Below are 24,757 nucleotides of genomic sequence, written 5' to 3' on the forward strand. Positions count from 1 at the left end.
TAGCTTCAACAAATCCTTAAAGCACCGTTGTCAAATCGCCCACCCGTGAGTTCAGCGTTTGATCAAATACCGCGAATGGTCTGACTCACCGATCCAATAAGCTCAGCGTATTTGTCAAGCGGCAACGGAATGACCGTATACCCATGTACTTTTTGATTAGCTCCCCAAAAATTTGCCGTGGCCGATACGACAGCAAAACTTCCAGGCACCACTGTCTCCGGCTCGGTGTATACACCGTCCTGATCAACACTTCCCTCTCCTGCCAGCAAGTGCCAGGTCAGCGTAACCACTCCAGGGTTTGGAACGATAGGACTACCCCCCCCCCACAAAACAAACCGTACAGTGCCAGTTGCAGGATCACTCGATTCGTCAAGTACCATAGCCGCCATAACGAGCGGTTTATTAATGGTCAAATAGATATAAGAGATTGTATTGCTAGCTGTATTTTTAATTTCGATTATATCGATTGGGAAAGGCACCTCAGCGTCCATGTTGGTCCCGGCGGTATACAGGCGCTTATCGGGCTCATCGGCAACCGCTGTTAAAGTTGACCCCCACTGCTCAGTCAAGATCCTCCATTGCAGCGTCGTACTCCCCTGTGTTTTGCCTTCGAGCTCCAACGTTCGCCCGGTATCGCAGCTGGCATAAAGCGGGTTGGTCTGTATGGCGCTGTGGAGCACCGAAACCAGTGCCGAACTTTGCACGGGTTGTCCATCCAGCGTCCCCTGAGCGGTCACCATGACCGTGATAAAACTATTGGGCAATTGAGCCTGAGACGGTGCCGTGTATCTGCCGGTCGAACTGATTGCGCCCGGTGTGGTGTTTCCCCCGTCCACATCCCGCACACGCCATTGAACGTTAGCCGGCATGGGCGTCAAACTGAATTGCAGGGTACTGCCGGCCTCGATGGTCGAGTTCAACGGCGCCATCACCGTGGTGGTGCGAAGCGGATCGATCTCACCGAATACCGCAAGATCTCCGGGAACGAACGCCTCGGTCAGGTGCAAGGCGTTGTGGCCGGGAAATAATAGATTTCTGAGCAAAAACGTATCAATGGATGGGATGTCAATTTTTCTTAGAACATTGAAAAGTACAGACCTTGTTCTTTCGGAAATAGCATTCCTAGTTACAGACTCGCCATCCGTATTCCAATGTTGGCCTGCATTCCCATGAAATGTAGTAACAACCTCAGAGGTGGTGATATTCGCCCCACCCAGTTCCACGTGATTGGTTTCCTTATCAACTGAAGCACCAAGTCGCATGCCCAGACTATAATCACTCTCAAACCCAAAATTAAAATACTGCTGACTCGCCGACACCCTGCATACGCCAACAATTTTTCCGGCCCAACTGATTTGCAAACTTGCAGGGGCGACGTAACCTACTACGAAGCCTGCCCCTCCACTCGATGCGGGTGAAAATGCATAGGTGAATGGATCCAGTTTGCTGTTCGATGCTATAGGACGCGGAAACGATGGCCCACCCCCACTGTACCAATAGGTTGGAGTCGTAAAACTTGTAGACGCGCCGCCGCCTGTCGCTATCAGGGTTGAAGCAAGATGCTGACTCGAATTGCCAAGTGCAAGGGTCATCCCTGCTCCGACTGACTGCTCTATTGCAGGTTTCAGAATTTTTTCAGCAAGTGCTTTACTGGACAGCAACATCGCCCCGGTAAACCTGGCACCGTTTCCGTCCGCTGGAATCAGATAAGGCGCATTGATGTTGGGAAAACCTGTACCGTCCTGACCATCCTTCAAAGTAATGAACATGAGGACGGCGCCATCGCCGTAGTCTTCGGCCCCCATCACGGCGGTGGGGGCCGACGCCATTGTTCGTATTTCGAAATTTTTTGGGGTCAATACACCATTAGAATCATTACTCAGACGCCCCAATGAAAAACGTTTTTGCTCTGGCGTTAGGGTCTCATCAAAATACGCCTTGAAGCGCGCACCTATCTGCGCCTGGTTAATCTCACCCATGACGAAATTCGCCTTGAAGTTAACGGCATTGGTGAGATCAATCAGTACCTCCCCGGCCCCAGTGACTACGCCCTTTGTCACTGGCTGATCCATCCATAATTGCGGCCCGCGAATCGGTAGCACTTGCAACATTTTCGAAACATAGCGAGCACCGCCCGTATGTGCCTTGGTGCTGACAATCATGCCGCCGATCATATCCATCGTCAGGCGCGCCCGGGCCGGAAGTTCGGGATCCGAAATTTCGAACGACAGACGGGGTGCACTCAACTTGAGATTGTAGATATGTTCCTTGTATGATCCACCCCCCCAATCCGCAACTATTGACAGGGGCTCGATATACCCATCCTCGGTATTAAACCGCTCAACATACAGCTGAGACAACAACTCGTTTGTCTTGCGTTGATCATAGAGCGTCAGTGCGTCCCAGCCATAGGTCAGGGATTTACCTTGCATGGTGTTCACTAATTGAACCAACGACATTTTGCTCATGATTTGATCATCTCAGGTCTGCCGTTGAACATCAGGCCAACAACTTCAGCGACAACGGATTAGTAAACACAACGGTCGAATTGCCACCATCGAAACTCACACTGACCCTCAAGGCGAATATTGCATTCACTGCAATACCCGTCAGGTCTGTTTTCAATAAGCGCGCCTTGACACCCTCCGTACTCTCTTCAGGCAACACCTGACGCACAGCAATAATGTCCCGGTCGGCAATGCCGCTGGCAGTCAGCCACAGGCGCACTGTTTGTTCTGTCGAAATAAATGGCCAGAGTCCGACACTCAGCCAAGTACCTGCGTCAGGAATGTCCGAGAGTTTCAGGGTGGCGACTGTGCCGACCTCAGCGTGTTCGCAGGTGATACTCGGATGATTGGCAAGCTGTCGAATAAAGAGTTGTAAAGGCGGCTCGGCGTCTTGTCCGGCTACGTTGTACGTCACCTCAACGGTTTTACCGAAGTTCGGCGGTAACACGGTCGACGGCACTTTGAATTTCATTGGGTTCAATTGACTGGGCTCCTGTACTTCACACGAACCACTGGCACCGAAGCCTTTCCAGTACGCCGTCACCGTATCCCCGTCACCGATCGTGGCGGCGGGAGGAATCGCGATATAAGCCCCGCTGATGGCCATTACCGGATTCAGCTCGTCCCGGCCATTGGCAACCACACTGCGATCGACCGTCGGTGTCGGCAACACCAAGGGTTCTCGCACGGTCAACTCCAGGGGGATGCCGGAGCCGGCGGCATCGGCCCGCGCATACTGGTAACGCAAGGTCACGGCGCCACCGCGGTTGTCCAGCAGCCACTGGGCGGCGATGGGCACTTCAATCTTGCCGCTTTCGATGTTGGTGATATCGATCTTCAAGTGCTGGATGGTGTTCTTGTTCGGGCCGCTGCCCGATCCAGTGCGCGTTCCGTAAACCAGCACATCGTCACCGATGCGAATGCCCGGATAGAGCGCAATCACCACGCGAATACCCTCGGGAAACTGGCCGGGGTTGATCACGGTGCCCGTCAGGTCCTTGACACTCGGCGCTGCAAGCTCGGTCTCCGTGGGCGGCGTCACCAGAATCGTGCGTGCTGCCGACTTGGTGTCAGCCTGTGCGCTGGGCGACACATAGCTGATCTCGTAATGCAGGGTAATAGAGCCCCCGCGCAGCGCCACGGCGCTGCTTCTTGGCACGGTCCAGCTCAGTACCTGCCCCGGGTTGTTGGTGGGATCGGTATCGGTGTCGCTCAAGGTCTTGGTAAAGGGGCCAACGATGGGACCGGGAGTGCCATTTTCACGTGTTCCCGTCCAGAAAAGTTTGACCTCGTCACCGTTAGACATCACGGTATAAGGCACTACCGCGATCGTCATCGTAGTGCCTGCAATCGCATCAGGATCCAGCTGGTTGTCATGGGACTCTTTTATCTGAGGTGCGGATAACCAGCCGTCCTTGCCAATACCAAAATGGATTCTCTTGGACTCCTCCCTGGGCTCGCCTGTGACGCGCTCAAGAAAAAACGAATAAAACACCTGCCCCTTATCCAATGCCTGCACGAAGTGATTGGCGATCTCCATCAGGAAACCCCACTGCGTCTCCTCGGCCGGATTTATAGGGATCGGAATATCCTTAACATCTACCGGCGTACCGTCCTGCGCCAGGCCGAGCCAACTCTGATAAAGAATATCGCCCAGCAACGGATTGTCGTACTTGGCATACGTTGGGAGTGGCCCACCGTTCAAGGCTTGCGGATCAATTGTGTTGTTGATCAAAAGTGGAATGATCGGCCCCTGTAGATCGCCTGCTGCCATGTTGCTACTCCTCACGCCAATACGAATGAGTGGAAGGTTAATCCACGAAGAAACCTGAATATGTCAGTACGTTTTACGCTCGATCAATCACGCTGGGTACTAGCAGAACTGCTAGGTTGCCAACGCCGCTACGGGTGCTAAAGTCGGGCAGAAGGCAACACCACACTCCTACTTCACGCGGATCAGATTCGAGGTATCCCATATGAACTATCCCAGAACAGTACTGACTACTTGCGCATGGATGATGTTTTTCGGAGTAAGCAGTTTTGCCGCAGCGCAAACCGCGCCGATCAAACAAGACGACGCCCGAAACCCGTATGGGCGAATACACTTTAACAATGACAAAGGCGAGGAAAAATGTACATTAGCCATCCCTGCGACCAGTCAGATTTTTAATTTCGGGGCGAGCAATCAATATTGCGAGAACAATATGGTTTCCACTTTCTGGCTCGAGAATATTCCTTCGGCGACGTTGATTCAGTTTTATGAAAATGAATCCTGCTCGGACGCGAAGACTGACGATAACTTTTTCTTCAAACTTAAAACCGTTAAACAGCCGACTGAATGGTCTAGTGCAACCATGTCCATTGATGAACTGAGAAGATCGAGTGCTGGCGAACTGATTCCGAAAAAGAATACGCGTGTGGAAGACGCTCACGTGGGGTCGTATTTCGCCACCAGAAATTTGAACGAGCGACTCAGCTGCGTTTATATCGAACGTTCTCAACCGGTCAATTAATCACCTCCTTTGATTGTTTGGCATCACTGTCTGTCTCCCCATTTGCAACGAGGCTTTTTCCATGGCCATTGCCACTTCCGTGTCCTCTAACGCCTTCAACTTCATGAATTTCATCCAAGGCCAGGTCGACCCGCGCACCGGGCAATACACCTGCGCGATTTCCTTGCCCGAACTCAAGGCCAATAACCTGTGCGGCCCGGTCGTGCCGCTGCAACTGAATTTCAACCCGCTCAATAGCGGCGACAGCGGTTTCGGCAAAGGCTGGAACTTGCAACTCTCGCAGTTCGACCCGACCAGCCGGGTGTTGTCGCTGTATACCGGCGAAACCTTCAAGGTCAATACCGGCGGCGCCGAGACGGTCATCCCGGAGAAGAAACTCGACTCCTTTCATTTCCATGAACTGGATAGCCAGCGCTATCGCGTCGAACACAAGTCCGGGCTGGTAGAGATTCTCCAGGTCGGACAAGGCGGGCTGGCCATGCCGGTAGAAATGCTCTCGCCTCAGGGCCACAGCGTCACGCTCCAGTACACGGCCTTCGGCACCGACCCGCTGCTCAGCAGCATCCGCAATGCCGACGGCACGCCGTTGCTCAGCCTGGTGCGCACCACCAACACCCTGCAGCTCAGGCTGCACCCGGGCAGTGCCTTCGAAGCCCTGTTCACGCTCAATATTATCGACGGTAAAACCAGCAGCCTGGTCTTGCCGACCGACGACAGCGCGTCCTGGCGCTTCGCCTACACGCCCTTGAACGACCTGACTTGCCTCCAGCACGTTTACAGCCCGACCGGCGGCCATGAAACCATCGGTTATTCGGGCGCGCCGCATTCCTTTCCAGGCCTGACCAACCGTAAGCTGCCTCGGGTCGCCTCGCACCAACGCGATCCGGGTTTCGGCCAGCCGGTGATCGAAACCCGCTATGAGTACGGCCGCGACGACCACAACTTCCTGGGCTTTGGCAGCGACATCACCTGGAGCAACGATGGTCTGGACAACCTGTATAAGGTGCGTGGCGACTATCAATACGAAACCACCGAGCGCCTCTGGGATGCCACCGGCAACCAGGCGGTGCGCAGTACCCGGCGAGTCTTCAACCGCTTTCATCTGATGGTGCTGGAAGAGGTGAGCCAAAAAGCCGCGCCCGGAAACGCCGACACCCTGTGGGTGACCGAGACCGAGTACTACATCGATCCGCAGCTGGATTTCAAGGATCAGCCGGCGTATTGCCAACTGCCGAAAACCGTGACCCAGACCTGGCGCAACGCCAGCGCCACCGAGCCCCGGCACACCGAAGTGGTGAGCACCAGCTATGACGATTTCGGCAACCTGCTGACCCAGGTCAACGCCAACGGCGTGACCGAAACCAGCGCTTGGTACAAGGCTGAGGGCGAGGACGGCTGCCCGGCCGATCCGCAAGGGTTCGTGCGCAACCTCAAGAGCAAAACCGTGACCCCGGCCGGCTCCGATTACGGGAATGCGCCGACCCTGCAAACCGACTATCGCTATGCCGAATATCCAGGGCTCACGGGCAGCGGGCCGTGGCTGGCCTTGAGCGACGAGACCCTGGCGCAGGTGGTCGATGGCCGTGCGCAAACCGAGTTACGGCGCATTGTCCATGAGTACATCAGCGCCCCTGAAGACCCGGGGCAGCATGGGCTCATCAGCCAGATGCAGCAGACCCTGCATGGCCAGGCCGATACCCTGACCACCACCGAGTTCGCCTACAGCATCACCCGTAATGCCCGTGCCGGTGTGATGGCCATGCGTACCGTGAGTACCTTGATCGGTTACGACGACAGACCAGACAAACAGGTACGCAAAGTCACCACCGAGGAACACTCGTTGCTCAATGGCGCCAAATTGCTCAGTCACGATGATAACGACGCTGAAATCCTCTACCAATACGACCGCCTGGGCCGGGTGACCGAAGAAACCGTGGCGCCGGGCACCGACTACGTGGCCAGTCGCACCTATACCTATGCGCTCACTAACGGAACCGCCGGTCAACAGGCAATGCAACGCAGCAAAGACGTCAAGGGCGTCGAGACCCTCACCTGGCTGGACGGGTTGAACCGGGTGTTGAAAGAACAGCGCCAGGACGTCGATGCATTGGGCGGCGACCCACAGGCGTTTCGCGAGACCTACCGTGCGACCTACAACAATCTTGGGCAATTGACCAGCGAGACCGCTATTGACTGGGAAGGAAACCAGGACATCGCCCTGACCAGCACCTTTGAATACGACGCTTGGGGGGAGCAATACAAGGTCGTCGGGCCTGATGGCGTGGCGCAGGTCACCGAAAACAATCCGGCCACGCAAACCCTGCGCACCTGGACCGAAAGCACCGTGGCACCGGTGACATTCAGCGCCAGAAGCAGAACCACACTCAATCTATTCGGCAAGGAAGACAAGATCGAGGCCCTGGACGCAGAAGGCAAGCTCGTCAGCGAGCGTCAATACCTGTATGACGGCCTGGGTAATTGCGTTGAACAAATCGACGAAATGGGCCAATCCACACGCTTTGTGTACGACCTGTTCTCCCGGGTACAGACCACAACCCTGCCCGACTACACCGAAATCCGCCGCACCTATGCCTCCCACAGCGGCGAGGAATTGCCTGTCGGCCTGGACGTCAGCGCCAACGGGACCACCGCCAGCGTCGGCATCCAGACCTTTGATGGCCTTGATCGCAGGTCCACCTTGACGGTTGGCCCGCGTACTCAGCAGTTCCAGTACCAAGGTGGTCAGCTTCAGGTGAGCACGATGATCACCGCCAGCAACCAATCCATCACTTACGAATACAAGCCTGGATTGGTGGGTTCTCCGGTGGGCAGCATCGCGCCGGACGAGCAATCGAGCTTCAACTACGACGATCAAAGTGCGCAACTGACCCTGTCGCAAAACACCCAGGGCGAGCATACGTTCGACTACAACTCCAGCGGGCAATTACGCCATGAACGCTGGAAGGAACAGCGCTCGGGCAAACAGTGGGAGACCGCCTACACCCACACCTTGAACGGGCGATCGCTGACCCGCCTGGATACCAACGGTTTGCTCTGCACCTATACCTATGACGAAAAGGCCCGGGTCAAGAGTGCTGCTCAGGGCCAGATCCTCGCCACCTTCGACTACGACAACCTGGGGCAGGTAAGCCGCATTACCACCCGCAATGAAAGCACCGGGCAGGAACTGCAAACCCACCTGACCTTCGACGACCAGGGTCGGGAAAGCACCCGTCGCATGACCTTGAGCGGTCACCCGGATCAGACCATCACCCAGACCTACCGTGCCGATAACAAGTTGCAAAGCCGCCACCTGCAGTTGAACGGCCAAACCGAATTGCTGGAAACCTTCGACTACGATCAGCGCGGACGAATGGTGCAGTACAACTGCGAAGGTACAAACCTGCCCAAGGACCGCTACGGCAACGCCATCCGCGAGCAACTGTTCGCCTTCGACGCGCTGGACAATGTCAGCGAGGTGTACACGCTCTTTGCCGACGAGAGCCGCGACGAGGCCATCAGCGCTTTCGCCGAGAACGATCCGTGTCAATTGGTGGGCGTCACCCACAGCCACCCCGCCTATCCGCCCAGCTGCGTGCTCGACTACGACGAAGATGGCAACCTGCTGCACGATGAACACGGCCAGACCCTGCACTACGACAGCCAGGGCCGGTTACTGCGCGTTACCGATGCCGACGGCAGCACTGTCAGCCAGTATCGCTATGACGCGCATAACCACTTGCTGGGCGTCACCCGCGGCACGCAAACCGAAACCTTGCGCTTTTATCAGGACGAGCGCCTGAGCCGGACCGAGCAAGGCGACACGAAAATTCACTACCTGTACCTCAACGATCAGCCCTTGGGCCAGCAACAGCAGGACAACCCCGAGCAAACCCTGCTGCTGTTGACCGATGGCAAAAACAGCGTGCTGGCGGAAAGCGGCCAGAATGAACTGCGCAAAGCGATTTATGGCGCCTATGGCGAACGCAACCCGGATGATGACCTGCAATGCCTGCTCGGCTTCAATGGCGAGGTTCGGGACGAACTGAGCGGCTGGTATCTACTGGGCCGCGGTTACCGGGCGTACAACCCGACGCTGATGCGCTTCCATAGCCCGGACTCGTTCAGCCCGTTCGGGGCCGGCGGGATCAACCCTTACGTGTATTGCGCGGGGGACCCGATCAACTTTGTCGACCCGACGGGGCATGCCAATCGGGGGGTTAACTGGAAGGGGATTTTGGGGATCGGGCTCGCGGTGATCGGTGCAGCAATGGCTGTAGCCGCGTTCGTTATCCCTCCGGTGACGGTTCTATCCCTTGGTACCGTTGTAACAGTGGCTGGCCTCGGCGGCAGCGCCTACGGTGCCTACGAAGGCTACATGGCCATTGCCGCGACTAGATTGAAGGATCGTGAGAAGCACGAGTTCAGTACTTTACTCTCTGGCGGTCTGGATGTTGCGTTTGGTATGGTGGGTCTCTATTTCGTAAATGGCGCCAGAGCTGCCGCCAAAGCGGCCCAAGCGAGTTGGCATACAAAGGTCAAGTCCAGCATGGACTATATGGCGGACTTCCAGGCGGCTTATCGCAGAGCGCCGGGTGTATCTGATAGCGGCACTGGAGCGCTTTCTAACCTGGGATCCGCTGGCTCAACCAGACAGGTTGCAGATGCCTCTACCCAGCTTACGGGAACATACCCGAGCCTGGGTTCGAAAAAGCCAATACCTTCCACACCAGTTGCCCCTGTGGCTCCCTCGCCAATACGTACGCGTCCACTACCTTCAACGTCTACTCCGGAGAACCTCCCTTCTACTAGCAGCGGCCGTGCCTCTAATTGGAGTTGGAATGATCTTCAACGTCAACAAAGAACTAAAACTACGGAAGTTAACCTAAAACCAAGAACCACCCCCGCAACTGACACCATCAGTAGCACGCCAGAAGTAAAAATGAACGAAATCCGACGAGCTCTTGGCACTATACCACTCGGCTAACAAACCAAGATAATGACGGGCTCCATTTCTCGAAACTGGAGCCCGTTTTATTTCCTGTGTATCGATACACACCTGCAAATAGCACCTCCTGTAAAAATGAGAGTTCTCTCATATCCCCCACCCCGCCCGCTTATCTAAACTCCCGCCGCCGAGACACACAACTACTTCTCCCCACTCACATCGACCGTGAGTAGTTCCGGCACCGTCTCGTTCAATAAGCGTCGGATTCAATCAACCAAAGGATTTGTTACATGAAGACATCTTTATTCGCACTGCCGCTTGGCCTGGCATTGGGCTTTGCGGCAACTTCGGCGTTCGCCGTTGATGGCACGATCAATTTTTCCGGCAAAATCAGCAGTGCGACCTGCCCGATTGAAATCGTCAACCCTGAAAGTGGCGCGGTGGGCAATCTGGTCCAATTGGGGGCGGTGGATGCGGGCGTTTTCACCGGAGTTGGCAGTCAAGGCGGCGGTCGTGGCTTCCAAATGCGCATCACCCCAGGCAGTGGCTGCGCGCTGGACCCGGACAAACTTAACGCAACCGTCACCTTCACTTCGGTTCAAGGCGGTGGCGGTGATCACTATGGGATCAAACCCGTCGCCGGTGCAGCCACGGGCGTCGCGGTGGCCATCAAGGACAATACCAATACGCTGGTCAAGAACGGTACCGCATCGGCGGTCTATCCGCTGAGTGATACCGATCCAACGCTGATGTACTTCACCGCGATGTATATCGCAACGGCCGCAACAGTCGGTGCTGGCCCTGCCGACGCGGATGTCAACTTCCGTGTCGATATCAACTGACGCTGCACTCCCTCATTAAAACAACGGGCCTCGTCGCCCGTTGTTCCAGGCCAATTCCTCGATTCAGGGATTCACTATGTTTGGCTTTATTAAACACCCTGTTCCTTTCAGGGCGGGCGTACTGACCTGCTTGTTGCTCGGGGCCACGGCCCTTTGGCTCCCCAACAGTTATGGCGCACTGACAGTGAGCAGCACCCGAGTGGTATTCGACAGCGATAAACGCAATGTTTCGTTGACGGTTTCCAACCCGAGCGACAAGCCCTTCGCCGTGCAGACCTGGGTCAATACCGCTGCCGACGATCAAACCACCGCCGTGCCGTTTATCGCCTCGCCGCCGCTGTTTCGCTTGAATGCCGGCAAAGAACAACAGGTGCAGATCAATGGGTTGCCCAATACGCTGCCCAGAGATCGCGAGTCACTGTTTTATTTCAACGTTCAGGAAATACCGCAGCGGGAGGCCAGTGAAGCCAACCAGTTGAATATCGCGCTACGCACGCGGATCAAGTTGTTCTACCGCCCCGTCGAACTTAAAAGCAATCCCTTGAACAGCCTGCAAGACCTGCGTTGGTCGATACAAAAAGTCGACGGCAAACCGCGCCTGATGGTGAACAACCCAAGCCCCTTTCATGTGTCTTTCGTGCGCATTGAACTCAGCGCAAACGGGCAAACGGTCAATCTGAAAAACACCCCCATGGCCCCCCCTCTGGACTCCCGGACGTTTGAACTGGACGGCATGAAGCCGAGCCCGGGGATGCAGGTGAACTTTTCCGTGATCACCGACTACGGCGGTTACACAACCCCAATGGCGGCGCCGGTCAGCCTTGATTTTTAACATTGCGCGGACTCTCACCATGCCTTTCTTCCCGCACTGGAGTTCGACTCCCGCGCAGCGCCTGTTTCATTTTGCCGTATTCACCGGCGCCAGCGTTGTATTGCTGAAAACCGATCCGGCCCGGGCCTCCACGCCGGTGGAGTTTCAGTCGACCTTTATGCGTCAACTGGACAACCATGCCAGCGATGCCGGTGCGCTGGCCTTGAAAACACTGTCCAGTAACCAGGACCTGGCGCCAGGGCGTTACCGGGTGAGTATCGACGTCAACCGAAGCTTCTTCGACCACCGGGAAATAGAGTTCACCGCCAATGCCCGAGGCGATGGGCTGGTTCCTTGTTTGTCGCAGCAACTGCTCGACGACATCGGCGTCAAGCTCGACAGCCTGGCGCAGCCGCAGGCTGCGCTGGATACTTGCGTCGACCTACCGCGCCTGATTCCCGGTGCGCTGACTCAGTTCGATGGCGGCCGGCTCGCATTGTCGATTTCCATCCCGCAGATTGCCATGCGTCGCGATGTGGCCGGTTATGTCGATCCGCAATTGTGGGACTACGGCATCAATTCGGCCTTCGTGAACTATCAAGTATCGGCTCAACAAGGTCGCAGCCATCAGACTGGCCATAACAGCAGCCAGGACCTGTACTTGAACAGCGGCTTGAATCTGGGCGCCTGGCGCTTGCGCAGCAACAACTCTTTTCGCAGCGACGCCCAGGGCGAGCGCACATGGTCGCGCGCCTATACCTATCTTCAACGCGACCTCCCCGGCACCCGTTCGCAGTTGACCCTGGGCGAAACCTACACGCCGGGTGATGTCTTCAGGAGCGTACCCGTCAGAGGCGTGCAGATTGCATCGGACATGAGCATGTTGCCCGACTCGCTGCAAAACTATGCACCCATCATTCGAGGTGTGGCGCAGACCCGTGCCAGGCTCGAGATACGGCAGAACGGTTACCCGATCTATTCCACCTATGTCAGTGCCGGCCCCTACGAGATCAACGACCTCACCACTGCCGGCGGCAGCGGAGAGCTGGAAATCATCCTGACCGAAGCCGATGGCCAGGTGCGGCGCTTCACTCAACCCTATGCAACACTCACCAACCTGCTGCGCGAAGGCGTCTGGCGCTACAGCACCAGCCTGGGTCGCTATAACGCACCGTCTTTTTCCGTGGATGATGCAATGCTTTGGCAAGGGACCCTGGCGACCGGTGTCGGATGGGATTCGACGCTGTACGGCGGGTTGATGGGCAATGACTTCTATCAGGCCGGCACGCTTGGCATCGGTAAAAATCTTGGATCGATTGGCGCGCTGTCGTTCGACGTCACGCGCTCCGCTGCCGATATCGATCCCCATGACAGCCGTCGCAACGTTCAGGGCATGAGCTATGCCGTGAAATATGGCAAGACGTTCGAGACCCGTACCAACCTGCGCTTTGCCGGCTATCGCTACTCCACCGAGGGTTATCGCGACTTTAGCGAAGCGGTGCGCGAGCGCAGCGCCGACCAGCGTTATCGCGGAAGTCGACGCAGCCTGCTTGAAGCCTCGGTGTTCCAGGACATCGGCACCCATAGCTCGCTGAGCCTGACGTTATCCCAGGAGGATTTCTGGCGCTCCGATGATCAGCAGCGCCAGTTCCAGTTCAATTTCAGCACCCGCTATAACAGGGTGAGCTACTCCCTCTACGCCTCGCAGTCGCTGAACGATGACCCATTCAATGACCGCCAGTTCGGCTTGAACATCTCAATGCCGCTGGATTTTGGACGTTCGACGACCGCCACCTACGATGTGCGGGAGAACCGCGGTCAGTTCAACCATCGCGCCTCTTTATCGGGCCGAGGCGAGGGAGACCGGCTCAACTATCGTGCGTCCTTGTCCAGCAATGAAAGCCATCAGCAAAGCGCTGAACTGTCGCTGGGTTATCAGGCACCTTTTGCCAGCCTTGGCGCGGGCCTCACTCAAGGCAGCGATTACAACAACCTTTCGCTCAATGCCAGCGGCGCACTGCTGCTGCATGGCGACGGGCTCGAGTTGGGGCCTTATCTGGGTGAAACCAGTGGCCTGGCCCATGTTCCGGACATCGCCGGCGTCGGCTTGCTGAACGCCTCCAGCGCCAGGACCAATGACCGCGGCTATGCCTTGATCCCGTATCTACAGCCCTATCGGGTCAACCGGGTGATCCTTGATACCGACCAGCTCGATCCGAATGTGCAGATCGACAATGGCGTGACCCAGGTGGTGCCTCGGCGTGGCGCGGTGGTCAAAGCGAGCTTCCCCGCGCGGACGGTACAGAGGCTGGTGTTGACCACCCGTGACAGCCGAGGCGCTCCCCTGCCCTTCGGTGCTCAGGTGAGCAATACCGACGGCGAAGTACTCGGGATTGTCGGCCAGGCCGGTCAGGTGCTGCTGGGCACTGTCGATGGGCAGCAAACCTTGTACGTGCGCTGGGGCAACACCTCAACCGAGCAGTGCCAGTTGCAGTTCGATGTCCAGAGCATGCCCATGGAACAAGGCTATCGGGTTCAGGACTTGATTTGTCGCTGATTCAACGCTTCCTTTACTCATACGCGAAGCACCTTGTGGTGCCTCGCGTTGTTTCTGCCAGGATAGAACACAGCATGTCGATCAGATTATTTCCAGGCGTTTTGTTCACGCTCGCAGTCGGCGCATTGATGCCATTCAGTGCTGCAGCCAATACATGTTACTGGGGGGTCGGTACGGGGCCTCAACATTATGTGGTCAATGTGGGTGCACTGTATGTCCCAAGAGATGCCCAAATAGGTGACCCGATAGGCCCGATCGACCAACCCTTCATTCAAGGTGGCGGTGGGCATTCGGTCTTCTGCGTGAACGACGGCAGCGCTCGGCTGACGTTCAACGCCTCGTCCGCCGTGGCACCCGTGCCTGGGCCAATCCCCAGAAGGAACGGTATGGAAACGAGCGGTGCCTTGCTACAGACCAACATCGAGGGGGTCGGCGCCCGAATCACCTTAGGTACACCGTACGATGGTGTCACCAACGGCTATTGGAAACTCACCGGCCCCGACAGCTCGGTGCCATTCGATGGCTACATCGATTTCAGTACACCCTTTGTCTTGCAACACAGTGTTTTGCGCGGCACCGTCAGCCTGGTCAAAACCGGCCCGATCGGCCGAGGCATGCAATCGTTGGACTCGGGAAGGCAGTTGGTCAATGGCTCCTACACTGGCGTCCCCAACGCCTTCGGCCTGGCCTTGAGCGGTTCCGTCACTCAGGCAGAATGCACGCTTTCAGCCAACCCTGTGAGCGCGGACCCGGTTAATCTCGGTGAGTGGCCAGACTCGGAGTTTACCGGCGAAGGTCATACCACCGATGCGGTCCCCTTCACGATTGCGCTGAACTCATGCATTTCCGACCCACTGCCCGGCGGCACGGTCACTAATGCGCATATTCGCCTGGATCCTACGGCAGGCTCCGCGACCCTTGACGCAGGGCTGGGCTTGTTCAGTCTGGGGAGCGGTTCCACCGCGCAAGGTATCGGCATTCAAGTGTTGGGACGCGATGCACTGACGCCAGTCGCATTGGAGACGGAGGTGCTTCAAGGCGCTATTCCGGCCACGGGAGGCATGCTGCTGGAGTTCAATGCTCGCTATTACCAGACTGGTCCCACCAGCACTGTCATGGCCGGCTCGGCAGATGGCGCCCTGGGGTTCACCATTACCTATAAATGAACCTGCCCGGCAGGTCAGCCCTGCCGGGTCTTCCTTGAGTGCATCGACTATGCGACGACTTTCAATGGTAGGGTCCTGAAGGCAATATAACTATGGCCCCGATCAAAACTGACACTGGCGTATAGGGTGAACGTCGAATTGAGGGGCCGCTGGTCTACGTAGTCTTTGGGTAATACTGTCGTGAATTTTCCATCGATTTCAACCGGTACACCGTTCAGAAAATCTGTTCGCGTACCGGAAGCAATCGCCCACACCTTCATGAGCTGAGCAGGGTCCTGATAAATCCATTTCGCTATTTCCAGATCCGCGCCACGTGCCGGGACGGCAGCTTTGGACAGCGTCGCCGGCGAGCCGACCTGCGCCTGTAGGCAAACGAGCCGGCCAAGTGCACCTGCTGCGAAAGCGTTGATGCTCAGTGTATAGACCGCCGAGGGCTGAGTGTCCTGACCGGCCCAATAATAAACCTCGACCTTGCGACCATCGCCGTTCACCGGAATGTTCGCCGCAACGACTGATGCAGGGATGCCAAACTCCAGCCCACCCGGGGTGATCGGTTGTACGCCTGTTACGGAGCCGACACCGTCCTCGCCGCCAAGACCGACAAAATCCACGGTCACCTGTTCTCCCGGATCGATCTCCGCCGTCGCCACCACTACGGTCACTCCTGACTGACCCTGGAATGGTTCCAACACGCCAGTGCTGCCATTGTTCGACGCCTCCTTGACGGTTGGAAACCTGCGAGGGGTGGGTGGGCGAATGTTGACGGTAAGCCTTTCCGGGCTGGACAAGACATCGTCACCATTGCCGGCCCTGTCGCGCACCCGATAGGTTGCGTAAAACTCACCATTGGCCCTACGAAGCAAATCACCAGAGAAGGCAACCTGTACAGGCAGGCTCAGATCATCTTCTGCGAGTGTCTTGGTGTCTACGACTGCCAGGCCGCCGGGCGAAGTTTCCCAGTACCAGGTGATGACATCCCCAACCATTTTCTCGTTGTAGTCTGGCAGGGTTGCCAGCACCTGATCGTTGTTTTCTGGATCGGCAAGGTAGGCAGCGCTGATGTGGTTGGGAGGAAGGACTTCGGCAGGGAAAATCAACTCGCTATTGGCAGCGAGTATTGGAGGGCTCTTATCCACGGTAACCGTAAACGGATGTGATCGCGCCGGTACGTCCACAAAGTTGGTCATGATGAAGCTGAGCGTATGCGTCCCGGACGGCAACCGGTCGGCACTGATCGGTACGTAATAATCATCCGGATCCATGGGCAGATCCCATTCCCGGGACCCGATGATATTGCTCTCGTCATCGGCCAGAAAAACATCGACCCGCTCGGTCCACGGACCGCCCGGCGGATCGTCGCCGTCATACCAGGGCTGGAGCATGACCTTCAGCGGATTGTCCGGGTCGCTCCAGGCCGAACGATGCAGCAGGTTTGGCTCGCCGCCAGGAACATCCGCCAAAGGTGCGGGCTCGGTCCAGGGGGCGGTCATAGTGGGAGGGAGCTTGGTGGACTTGGTCGATGACATTGTTCATGTTCTCCATCGCTGAATATCAACCCCCAGCCCAAGGCCGGGGGGAAATCCTGATGAACAGTCGAATGCCGCAAGGGAGCATGCCGAAATCAGATTCGGCATGCCGACACTACCTACCAGAGGTAGCGCACGCCCACATTGGCACCCCACGGTTGTTCGATTTTGCTGCCATTGCTGTAGTCGAAATCGGCATGAATCGAAACCTTGTCGGTCACGGTCATGGCAACACCCATGCCCAATTCACCACGGGAACCCGAAAGGTCGTTGTTGAACCGGTTGTTGTTGACCTGCACGTCATTGTTGTTGGCAAACTCGTGCACGAAAGCAGCACGAATGTAGGGCTGCACAACTTTGTCACCCCAGGTGAAATCGCGCCCTACGGTCGCACCGGCCTTGGCCAACAGAGAGTGGGACTGACTGCCTTCGGCAGAGAGACCATTGTCCAGCTTGTAGTCTTTGCCCTCGATAATCACACCCGATAACTGAGTGAACGGCTCAACGAAATAGTCGTCCGCCAACTTGATATGCCGGCCGAATTCCAGGGAGCCACCGACCCCATGGCTGTCGTAGTCTCCCTTGGTTTTTTTGCCGTCGCTCAGTTGCACGTCGGATTCGTTCTGGAAGCGGTTGAACTTGAGCACGCCGTCGAAGTAATAGCCGCTCCGCTCATCCAGCCAAGTGGTATAGGCGCCCAAATAGTAACTGTTGATCGTTGCACTGGTACCGCGACTCAAGTCAAGGTCGGACTTGCTGTAGCCACCCAACACACCTACCCACCACTGACCGTCGCCCACCGGCAACGGCGCATCCGCGCCAAACGACAAGCCTTGCTGGACTTGCTGGTAAGCGACACCGGAATTTGCGCTGACATTGAACTTGTTGCCGTAGGCGCGAATCCAGCCACCGCTCTGACCAGGGTTCATGCGCACTTCACCCATGCGGCTGCGCAAGGTGCTGAGTTCGCCATACCAGACGGTTGGGGCTGCGTTGAACAGCGCGATCACCGAGCGGGTGCCCGGGCTGATCGTACGAGTGAGGGTATTGAGATACCAGGCGTCGTTGCCTTGTTTGATCAAATCGTAGGAATAAGCCCCCAGGTCTACTTCGCCACCGGCCAGGGCAAATGTTGCATCGCCGCTGCCAATCTTCACCACCGCAATGGAGCCGGCGCCTACAGGTTCTGAGCCACTGGCATCGATCGCGATGGTGTGATTGCCGGTGGCCGCGCCGGTTACAGTCAGGGTATCGACTTGGCCGGTCTTGAAATCGGTGTGCATGTAGAACGTACCGCCATCGCCCGACAACGTGCCCACGTTCAACTTGTAGAACTCACCGGGGTTGCCGAACTGGATAGCGCCGCCATTCATGACCAGGTTTTCGACCTCACCATCGCCAACCATGATCCAGCGGGCGCTGCTGTTGATGCCCAGGTCCTGGACATTTTTCAGGTTTCCGGTCAGGGTCGCGGCGTTCTCCAGCAGCACATTGGCGGTACTGCTGTCGTCGGCGACGATATCGCCGACCAGTGCGCTGCCGCTAACATTCAAATTACCCTCTGCACCACGGCGAACATCCATCAGGATGCCATTGCTGGCCGACAGCGTGGAACCGTTGGTCACTGAGATGTTGGCGGTGCTGGCTCCCAGGCCCAAGGTATCGACAACGATTGCCGATCCGTTGAGACCTTCGACATGGGTGCCGTCCAGGGTCAAGTTCGCGGGGGCGCTCACGAGGCTATCCCCGCCAATTTCGATCCCGTTCCTCGCCCCGGAAATCGTGCTGCCAATAGCCGTGGCAGTCCCTCCGAACAGTCGCAGGCCGGCAGCATTGGCACCCGTGCCCAAGACGGTTGATCGCACCAGTGTTACCTCGCTCAAACCGGTGACCGAAACGCCCGTCGTCCCGCCGATGATGGTGCTGTCGCTCACAGTCGCGGTGGAACCCTGGGTAGCCGTGGAATCGCGACTGACCGCCAGGCCTATCCGGTCACTGGTGATGGTACTGTTGCCGCTGATGTTGGCCCGACCAGCATTCAGCAGAACGCCATTGGCGTTTGTTGCCTTCACATCGGTGCCGTTGAGGTTCAGGGTTGAATTATTAACGGTGATGTCGCGGGTCTCGGCGCCATCGGCATTCAATGTCGACTCGCCGTTCAGCACGTAATTATCGGAGGCTGTAGTGCTATCGATGGACAGGATTTCCCCGGGAACCAGAACCCGCGCGTGCCCCATCTCGGCGATCAGCAACAAGGGAGGAATGGACAGCAGTTTCAAGGCACGGAACAGCGGATGCAGCTTGAACAACTTAGGCAAGGACATACAGGCACCCTGTGACAATTTAATACAGAAGGCCGCGCAGGCTATAGAACGCCGGCACCATGGTATGTAGGACTATTCTGAATTAACCCACTTACACGATGAAGCAAACTGTAGGAACCCACTCGCGCATCTCATGCCTGCCAGTGAAGGGAGTATCTAGCCAAGGAGCTCGGGCATCTCTGTCGATGGCTGTGCAGCAACCTGGATTGCTGCACAACCTGCGGGGGCAAACGCCCTTGCCGCAGGGTCCGTGCCTCCCATGAATCCTCGTATGCGGCTGGGCGCGCGCATGCTCAAGGATTCGCCGGCGGTGGTACGTTGCAAGTTCCCTCGCCCTGCGACATCGCCACCCTGGTATTGGTGGGCGTTTGTTGAAAAGGTTCTCCCGTGATTTTGTAACTCACTTCACCCTTGCCTATCTGGGCAGTGCTTTGCCACGTGGGCAGAACATGAGTGGCGTAGGGTTCGATGAGCCAGACAATCCCGTTGTCCGCCTGATCTTGGGTGATATTGCTGAACGTGTGCGTCTTATCGGCGGCGGGAACGTGAACCGGGTTCGAGAAGTCGGTGTAGGCCTTCCATACCACCTCGACCGTATCACCCTGTTTCAAATAGGGGCTCGGCGGAATCAGATACTCGATGCCAAAGGTTGTACCACCCGTATTCCAGCGCAGTGAGAGGCAGGTCACGATACCGTTTGTGTTGGTGTGTTTCGGGATGGCCTCCGGCAAGGCTTGGACCAGGAAGTCGATCATGACCGAGGTGCGTTGCTTAGGCTCTTGCGGGTTTGCATGAGCCGAGTTGGTCAATACGTACCAGACCGGCATGGCCGAATCCGGGCCTTCGCCGCGGATGACGTCCCAATCAAGATCAATCTCGATGACGTCCCCCGCCGTGTCATTGTCGGTGTCAATCACATAGGGGGCTCCGATGGGCGTTCCGTTCCACAGGACTTGATAGGTATCACCGTCGGCCAGTGGGTCGACCAGTTCGATCTTGGCCTTGATCTCGCCGTCTTCATCGCTTGCCTCCAGCTCATTGTCAACACCCGACTCACCCACGACCGTGACCACTTCCAGCAGGTCGTTGCCGGGTTCCGGATCCGGGTTGATCGGTCCAGGGCCGGAAAAATTACATGGGACCGAAGCTGGAGTTGAGACATAAGGCTCTACCCCCCGCAGTAACGTGTAGGAAAGCGACGTAGGCACCACGCCTGTCGTGGCACTGCCGTATTCGGCCCAGAGGGTCGCCCAAGGCACGGGGATGTTGATTCCGCCCGACGGGTTGCTGCCTAGAGGCGTACCCGGCGTGACTTCCTTGGTGCCCCATTTAACAACGACGGTATCGGTGGACTTGCCATTGGTGACATGAGGCACATTGACGAGGACGTTCCCGTCGACAAGGTCCGAGCGCAGCAACTCGCCGCCCGTGGCATCCGCCGCCGTGGGTGCGCCCAATGGCTCAACAGGCAGGGGGCCGAGAGCGACCGACATGAGTTTATATAGAGACAGCGGGCTCGGATTGCCGGCCTTGTCGACCAGTACGTAGCCACCACAGCCAAGGCCATCTCCGGCGTCAAGGAAGTGTTGCTTGGGAATTTGCACGACCCTGCTGCCGTTCGGATCAATGGAGTCAGGACCTTCGAAAGAAATAAGCGAAGGATCTTCGGGCAGCTCGTCCTTTACCCAGGCGTACAAGATTTTCACGTCGCTCTGATCGACCGTCCAAGGTGGAATTGTCGCTTCCAAGTAATCATTTGCACCAAAAGTTTCATCGGTAATGGGTTCCGTGACGGTGAACACCATTCTACTTGGAGGGACCGCACCGTTGGGCGGGGTCTTGTCGATGTAAATGCTCGTTCGCCCGGAATGGTCGGGAACGCCAAGGAAGTTCTCATGCTCGTATCGCAGGTCAAAAGCACCTTCGTGCTCCGGGTCCAGCAAATAACCGCTGGAGATAGTGAAAACCAGCGGTTCCCACGTATTGCCTCCCGTAAAAGATTTTTCCTCAATCAACTCCCACTCACTACTTTGTGCTCGCGCAATTTGTAGTCGAAAATATTCCGTCATTCCGTCTGGTACGTCGCTACCCCAGGTCGTAATGGTTGTCGTTAAGCCTGTATTAAGATCAGCTCTACGAATAAGCCCCGCCGGCAGCCCGAGTAGGGGATCAGGCTTCACAACCGGATCCTGGACCTCAAACGGCGCAGGTCCGCCGGATGCGCCTTCATTTGAAGTGAACTGCTCTTTTTTATCTGGACCAGCCATCTTATCGCTCTCCGTATTCATACCTGGAAGCCATGGCTACCCATGACGCTTCAGCTCGAAAAGCAGACCGATGATTTGCGGGCACTGCCCAGACGCTTCCCGTCGTTCTGCACTGGAGGGAAGTAAGCGCTTTTTTTAAATAGGCCGAAACTGTCAGAGTTGACAGGTGGCTATCTGCACAGTGGGGCTTTATCGGCTCAGCACCACTCCAACCAACACCGCCACTTCAAGCAACTCCAACAACGCCCCAGCCGTATCCCCTGTGCAGCCCCCGAGCCTGCGCAACATCATTTGCCGCAAGCCAACGAACACCACCAAGCCAATGGCCAGCCCACAGGCACCCGCCCACCCCGCCACCAGCACACAACCGAACGCACACCCCAGCAACACCCACCCACCCGCGCGTCGGGGCAGATGATCAGCCAGCGCCTGGCCCAACCCGCCGGCCCGCACGTAAGGTGTGGTGAGGAACAAGCCCAGCAACGCCGCACGCCCCAGCACCGGCACGATGATCAAGGCCAACGCTTGCCCCTGCTCGATCAACGCCACCAGCGAGGCGAACTTGAGCAGCAGCACCAGCACCAAGGTCATCACCGCGATGGGCCCGCTGCGTGGATCCTTCATGATCAGCAGCGTGCGTTCGCGGTCGCCAAAACCACCTAGCCAGGCATCGGCGCTGTCGGCCAAGCCGTCCAGGTGCAGGCCGCCGCTGAGCAGCACCCACGCGGTCAGCAGCAGCGCGGCATGGAGCAGCGGCGGTGCGCCCAGAAGCAGTGCATCGAGCAGCCACAGCACGCCGCCGAACACCAGCCCCACCATGGGATAGAACAGCAGCGAACGACCCAGTTGCTCGGGCTCGGGCATGCCGGGCAGGCGCACCGGCAGGCTGCTGAGGAATTGCAAGGCGATCCAGAAGGGCAACATGGTCATTGCGCCTCTTTGAGCACTGGACCTGCCAACACGGTCAGGGAAAACAGCGCGCCATGAGCGACTTCAACGTTGAGCAACTGCTCCCGAGGCAGGCCCCGGGCCTGGGCCAGCAGCAGGCGCATCACCCCGCCATGGCTGACCAGCAAGACCCGCTGACCGGCATAGGCCGCGCGCAGGCGTTCGACCGCCGTGAGGACGCGGCTGGAAAATGCCAGCACCGGCTCGCCATCGGGCGGCGTGAAGGCATAAGGATCGGCCCAGAAGCGGCCCAGCGCCTCGGCGTCGGTGTCCATCAACGCCGCCGCGCCATGCCCCTCCCAGGCGCCGAAATGCAGCTCTTGCAGGTCTTTGTCCAAGTGCACCGGCAGGCTGAGCCGGGCGCCCAGTTGCTCGGCGAAACGGGCGCAGCGCTGTAGCGGCGAGCTCACCAGGCGATCCCAGGGCCCGCCTTGCTCGACAGCGGTGTGCATCTGCTCCCAGCCCCTGGCCGTCAAGGCATCATCGAGACTGCCGCGCAAGCCGCCGCCCAGTTCGGTTTCGCCGTGACGCAGCAAGTCCAGGCGCAAGGTCATGCCGGGCGATCCGCCACGGCCGCTTCGGCAAACGTCGCCATTTGCCCGTGCAGGTCACAGGCCAGGCGCAACAGCGGCACCGCCAACGCCGCGCCGCTGCCCTCGCCCAGGCGCAAGCCCAGCTCCAGCAGCGGTTCGGCTTCGAGGGTTTCCAGCACGTGGCGATGCCCCGGCTCGGCGCCGCGATGGCCGAACAGCAACCATGGCCGGCACTCGGGATTGAGGCGCACCGCCACCAGCGCCGCGACGCTGCAAATGAACCCATCCACCAGCGCCGCAATGCCCTGCTGGGCACAGGCCAGATAGGCCCCGGTCAAGGCCGCGATCTCAAAACCGCCGAGGTTGAACAGGGCCTGCAACGGGTCGTTGTCCTTGACACCGTGCAGCGCCAGGGCCCGTTCGATCACCCGAGCCTTGCGGCTGATACCCGCTGCATCCAACCCCGTTCCCGGTCCCACCAGATGCGCCACCGGGCAATCGAGCAAGGCACAGGCCAGGGCGCTGGCCGCCGTGGTGTTGCCAATGCCCATCTCGCCGCCGATGAACAATTGCGTCCCGGTCGCCAAGGCGCGCATCACACTGTCGCGTCCGGCTTGCAAAGCCTGCTCGCCTTGGACCGGGGTCATGGCTGGGCCCTGGACAAAATTGGCGGTGCCAGGGCCCACGTTCAAATGGCGCACGCCGGGCAAATCCAGCGACGGCGTCACGGTGCCCAAATCCACCACTTCCAGCGAGGCGTCCAGTTGCCGCGCCAGGACGCTGATGGCCGCGCCGCCCCTGACAAAATTGAGCAGCATCTGCCCGGTCACTTCCTGGGGGTAGGCCGATACGCCCTCGGCCACGACGCCATGGTCGCCGGCGAAAATGGCGATCCACAGCCGGTCGAGGCTCGGTTTGACTTGGCCTTGCAGGCCAGCCAGTTGCACCGCCACCGACTCCAGGCGGCCCAGGGAGCCGGCCGGTTTGGTCAGTTGTTGCTGACGGGCCGTGGCCTGCTCCAGCGCTTGGGTATCAACGGGCTTGCACGGTTCCAGCCACCAGCGGCGATTCATAACGCAGTACCTTTGAGAGTCAGGGGCAGGCCGGCGACGGTCAGCACGACGCGCTGACAACGTTCGGCCAGGGCTTGATGCAGCCAACCGGCTTCATCGACGTAACGGCGGGTCAACTCGCCCAGCGGCACGACACCCATGCCGGTTTCGTTGCTGACGAATATGACTTCGCCGGGGAGCGCGCTGAGGCAGTCCAGCAGCGCTTCACGCTCGGCGATCAACCGTTCGGGATCGTCGAGCATCAGTAGATTGGTCAACCAGAGGGTGAGGCAATCCACCAGCAGGCATCGATCGGTTGCAGCGTTTTCCCGCAGCACCTGCGCCAGCGCCAACGGTTCCTCCACCAACGCCCATTCGGCCGGACGCCGGGCGCGGTGCTGGGCGACACGTTGGTTCATCTCGCCGTCGAGAGGTTGACTGGTGGCGATGTAGGTCACCGGCAAGTGTGTCTCTGCCGCGAGTTTTTCGGCCAGGCGACTCTTGCCGGAGCGGGCGCCGCCGAGGATCAGTTGCAGCATGGGGTATTACCTTTTATTGGCGGTGTGGCGACTGGCGCCATCGCGAGCAAGCTCGCTCCCACAGGGGACTTATGTACACCCGCAGATCCGATGCTGGAACATTGGTTATCTTTTGTTAGCGGTGTGGCTGCCGGCCTCTTCGCGAGCAGGCTCGCTCCCACAGTTGATCCAGGGTGTACATGAATGCTGTGGTCATCAGAGATCCAATGTGGGAGCGAGCTTGC

General features: G+C 58.0%; 15 protein-coding genes. 6 read left to right on the top strand and 9 right to left on the bottom strand.

The features are described 5' to 3' along the window. Positions 1-62: 62 nt before the first annotated feature. Positions 63-2,468 (bottom strand): hypothetical protein, encoded by a 2,406-nt coding sequence (locus M8Q45_RS17625; protein WP_249875772.1) that lies wholly within the window; start codon positions 2,466-2,468, stop codon positions 63-65. A gap of 31 nt (positions 2,469-2,499) precedes the next feature. Next, entirely contained in the window at positions 2,500-4,281 is a 1,782-nt protein-coding gene (locus tag M8Q45_RS17630; RefSeq protein WP_249875773.1) for a hypothetical protein, read from the bottom strand. Positions 4,282-4,483: 202 nt separating this feature from the next. Between M8Q45_RS17630 and M8Q45_RS17635 the strand changes: the two genes are divergently transcribed. The 6 genes from M8Q45_RS17635 (at position 4,484) to M8Q45_RS17660 (ending at position 15,344) form a co-directional block, all read left to right on the top strand. Then, positions 4,484-5,020 carry a hypothetical protein gene (locus M8Q45_RS17635; RefSeq protein WP_249875774.1) on the top strand — a complete coding sequence of 179 codons (537 nt, stop codon included), beginning with the start codon at positions 4,484-4,486 and terminating at the stop codon, positions 5,018-5,020. A gap of 61 nt (positions 5,021-5,081) precedes the next feature. Continuing rightward, positions 5,082-10,007 (top strand): RHS repeat-associated core domain-containing protein, encoded by a 4,926-nt coding sequence (locus M8Q45_RS17640; protein WP_249875775.1) that lies wholly within the window; start codon positions 5,082-5,084, stop codon positions 10,005-10,007. 251 nt (positions 10,008-10,258) lie between these two features. Beyond that, a complete protein-coding gene (locus M8Q45_RS17645; protein WP_249875776.1) occupies positions 10,259-10,810 on the top strand; it encodes a fimbrial protein in 552 nt (183 codons plus the stop codon). A gap of 76 nt (positions 10,811-10,886) precedes the next feature. Next, positions 10,887-11,642, top strand: a complete 756-nt coding sequence (locus M8Q45_RS17650) for a fimbrial biogenesis chaperone (protein ID WP_249877346.1) — start codon at positions 10,887-10,889, stop codon at positions 11,640-11,642. A 19-nt stretch (positions 11,643-11,661) separates the two neighbouring features. Continuing rightward, positions 11,662-14,178 carry a fimbria/pilus outer membrane usher protein gene (locus M8Q45_RS17655; RefSeq protein WP_249875777.1) on the top strand — a complete coding sequence of 839 codons (2,517 nt, stop codon included), beginning with the start codon at positions 11,662-11,664 and terminating at the stop codon, positions 14,176-14,178. Continuing rightward, positions 14,169-15,344, top strand: coding sequence for a fimbrial protein (locus tag M8Q45_RS17660; protein WP_249875778.1), 1,176 nt, complete (start codon positions 14,169-14,171; stop codon positions 15,342-15,344). Before M8Q45_RS17655 ends, M8Q45_RS17660 begins: the two co-directional genes overlap by 10 nt. A 47-nt stretch (positions 15,345-15,391) precedes the next feature. Here the strand turns inward: M8Q45_RS17660 and M8Q45_RS17665 are convergent, their stop codons facing one another. The 7 genes from M8Q45_RS17665 to cobU form a co-directional block, all read right to left on the bottom strand. Then, positions 15,392-16,870 carry a hypothetical protein gene (locus M8Q45_RS17665; RefSeq protein ID WP_249875779.1) on the bottom strand — a complete coding sequence of 493 codons (1,479 nt, stop codon included), beginning with the start codon at positions 16,868-16,870 and terminating at the stop codon, positions 15,392-15,394. A 119-nt stretch (positions 16,871-16,989) separates the two neighbouring features. Then, positions 16,990-19,194 (bottom strand): autotransporter outer membrane beta-barrel domain-containing protein, encoded by a 2,205-nt coding sequence (locus M8Q45_RS17670; RefSeq protein WP_249875780.1) that lies wholly within the window; start codon positions 19,192-19,194, stop codon positions 16,990-16,992. Between the two features lie 293 nt (positions 19,195-19,487). Continuing rightward, positions 19,488-21,461, bottom strand: a complete 1,974-nt coding sequence (locus M8Q45_RS17675; RefSeq protein WP_249875781.1) for a hypothetical protein — start codon at positions 21,459-21,461, stop codon at positions 19,488-19,490. A 189-nt stretch (positions 21,462-21,650) separates the two neighbouring features. Continuing rightward, positions 21,651-22,385, bottom strand: coding sequence for an adenosylcobinamide-GDP ribazoletransferase (locus M8Q45_RS17680; protein ID WP_249877347.1), 735 nt, complete (start codon positions 22,383-22,385; stop codon positions 21,651-21,653). Between the two features lie 2 nt (positions 22,386-22,387). Further along, a complete protein-coding gene (cobC, locus tag M8Q45_RS17685) occupies positions 22,388-22,963 on the bottom strand; it encodes an alpha-ribazole phosphatase family protein (protein WP_249875782.1) in 576 nt (191 codons plus the stop codon). After that, positions 22,960-24,015, bottom strand: coding sequence for a nicotinate-nucleotide--dimethylbenzimidazole phosphoribosyltransferase (gene cobT / locus M8Q45_RS17690; protein WP_249875783.1), 1,056 nt, complete (start codon positions 24,013-24,015; stop codon positions 22,960-22,962). The genes cobC and cobT overlap by 4 nt, the downstream gene beginning before the upstream one ends. Next, a complete protein-coding gene (cobU, locus tag M8Q45_RS17695) occupies positions 24,012-24,533 on the bottom strand; it encodes a bifunctional adenosylcobinamide kinase/adenosylcobinamide-phosphate guanylyltransferase (protein WP_249875784.1) in 522 nt (173 codons plus the stop codon). The genes cobT and cobU overlap by 4 nt, the downstream gene beginning before the upstream one ends. Positions 24,534-24,757 lie beyond the last annotated feature (224 nt).

Source organism: Pseudomonas sp. T1.Ur (genome assembly GCF_023516725.1).
GTDB classification, from domain to species: domain Bacteria; phylum Pseudomonadota; class Gammaproteobacteria; order Pseudomonadales; family Pseudomonadaceae; genus Aquipseudomonas; species Aquipseudomonas alvandae.

Coding starts and splice junctions, on each gene's coding strand:
- M8Q45_RS17625 (WP_249875772.1), bottom strand. CDS start 2,468: ATGAGCAAAATGTCGTTGGTTCAATTAGTGAACACCATGCAAGGTAAA.
- M8Q45_RS17630 (WP_249875773.1), bottom strand. CDS start 4,281: ATGGCAGCAGGCGATCTACAGGGGCCGATCATTCCACTTTTGATCAAC.
- M8Q45_RS17635 (WP_249875774.1), top strand. CDS start 4,484: ATGAACTATCCCAGAACAGTACTGACTACTTGCGCATGGATGATGTTT.
- M8Q45_RS17640 (WP_249875775.1), top strand. CDS start 5,082: ATGGCCATTGCCACTTCCGTGTCCTCTAACGCCTTCAACTTCATGAAT.
- M8Q45_RS17645 (WP_249875776.1), top strand. CDS start 10,259: ATGAAGACATCTTTATTCGCACTGCCGCTTGGCCTGGCATTGGGCTTT.
- M8Q45_RS17650 (WP_249877346.1), top strand. CDS start 10,887: ATGTTTGGCTTTATTAAACACCCTGTTCCTTTCAGGGCGGGCGTACTG.
- M8Q45_RS17655 (WP_249875777.1), top strand. CDS start 11,662: ATGCCTTTCTTCCCGCACTGGAGTTCGACTCCCGCGCAGCGCCTGTTT.
- M8Q45_RS17665 (WP_249875779.1), bottom strand. CDS start 16,870: ATGTCATCGACCAAGTCCACCAAGCTCCCTCCCACTATGACCGCCCCC.
- M8Q45_RS17670 (WP_249875780.1), bottom strand. CDS start 19,194: ATGTCCTTGCCTAAGTTGTTCAAGCTGCATCCGCTGTTCCGTGCCTTG.
- M8Q45_RS17675 (WP_249875781.1), bottom strand. CDS start 21,461: ATGGCTGGTCCAGATAAAAAAGAGCAGTTCACTTCAAATGAAGGCGCA.
- M8Q45_RS17680 (WP_249877347.1), bottom strand. CDS start 22,385: ATGTTGCCCTTCTGGATCGCCTTGCAATTCCTCAGCAGCCTGCCGGTG.
- cobC (WP_249875782.1), bottom strand. CDS start 22,963: ATGACCTTGCGCCTGGACTTGCTGCGTCACGGCGAAACCGAACTGGGC.
- cobT (WP_249875783.1), bottom strand. CDS start 24,015: ATGAATCGCCGCTGGTGGCTGGAACCGTGCAAGCCCGTTGATACCCAA.
- cobU (WP_249875784.1), bottom strand. CDS start 24,533: ATGCTGCAACTGATCCTCGGCGGCGCCCGCTCCGGCAAGAGTCGCCTG.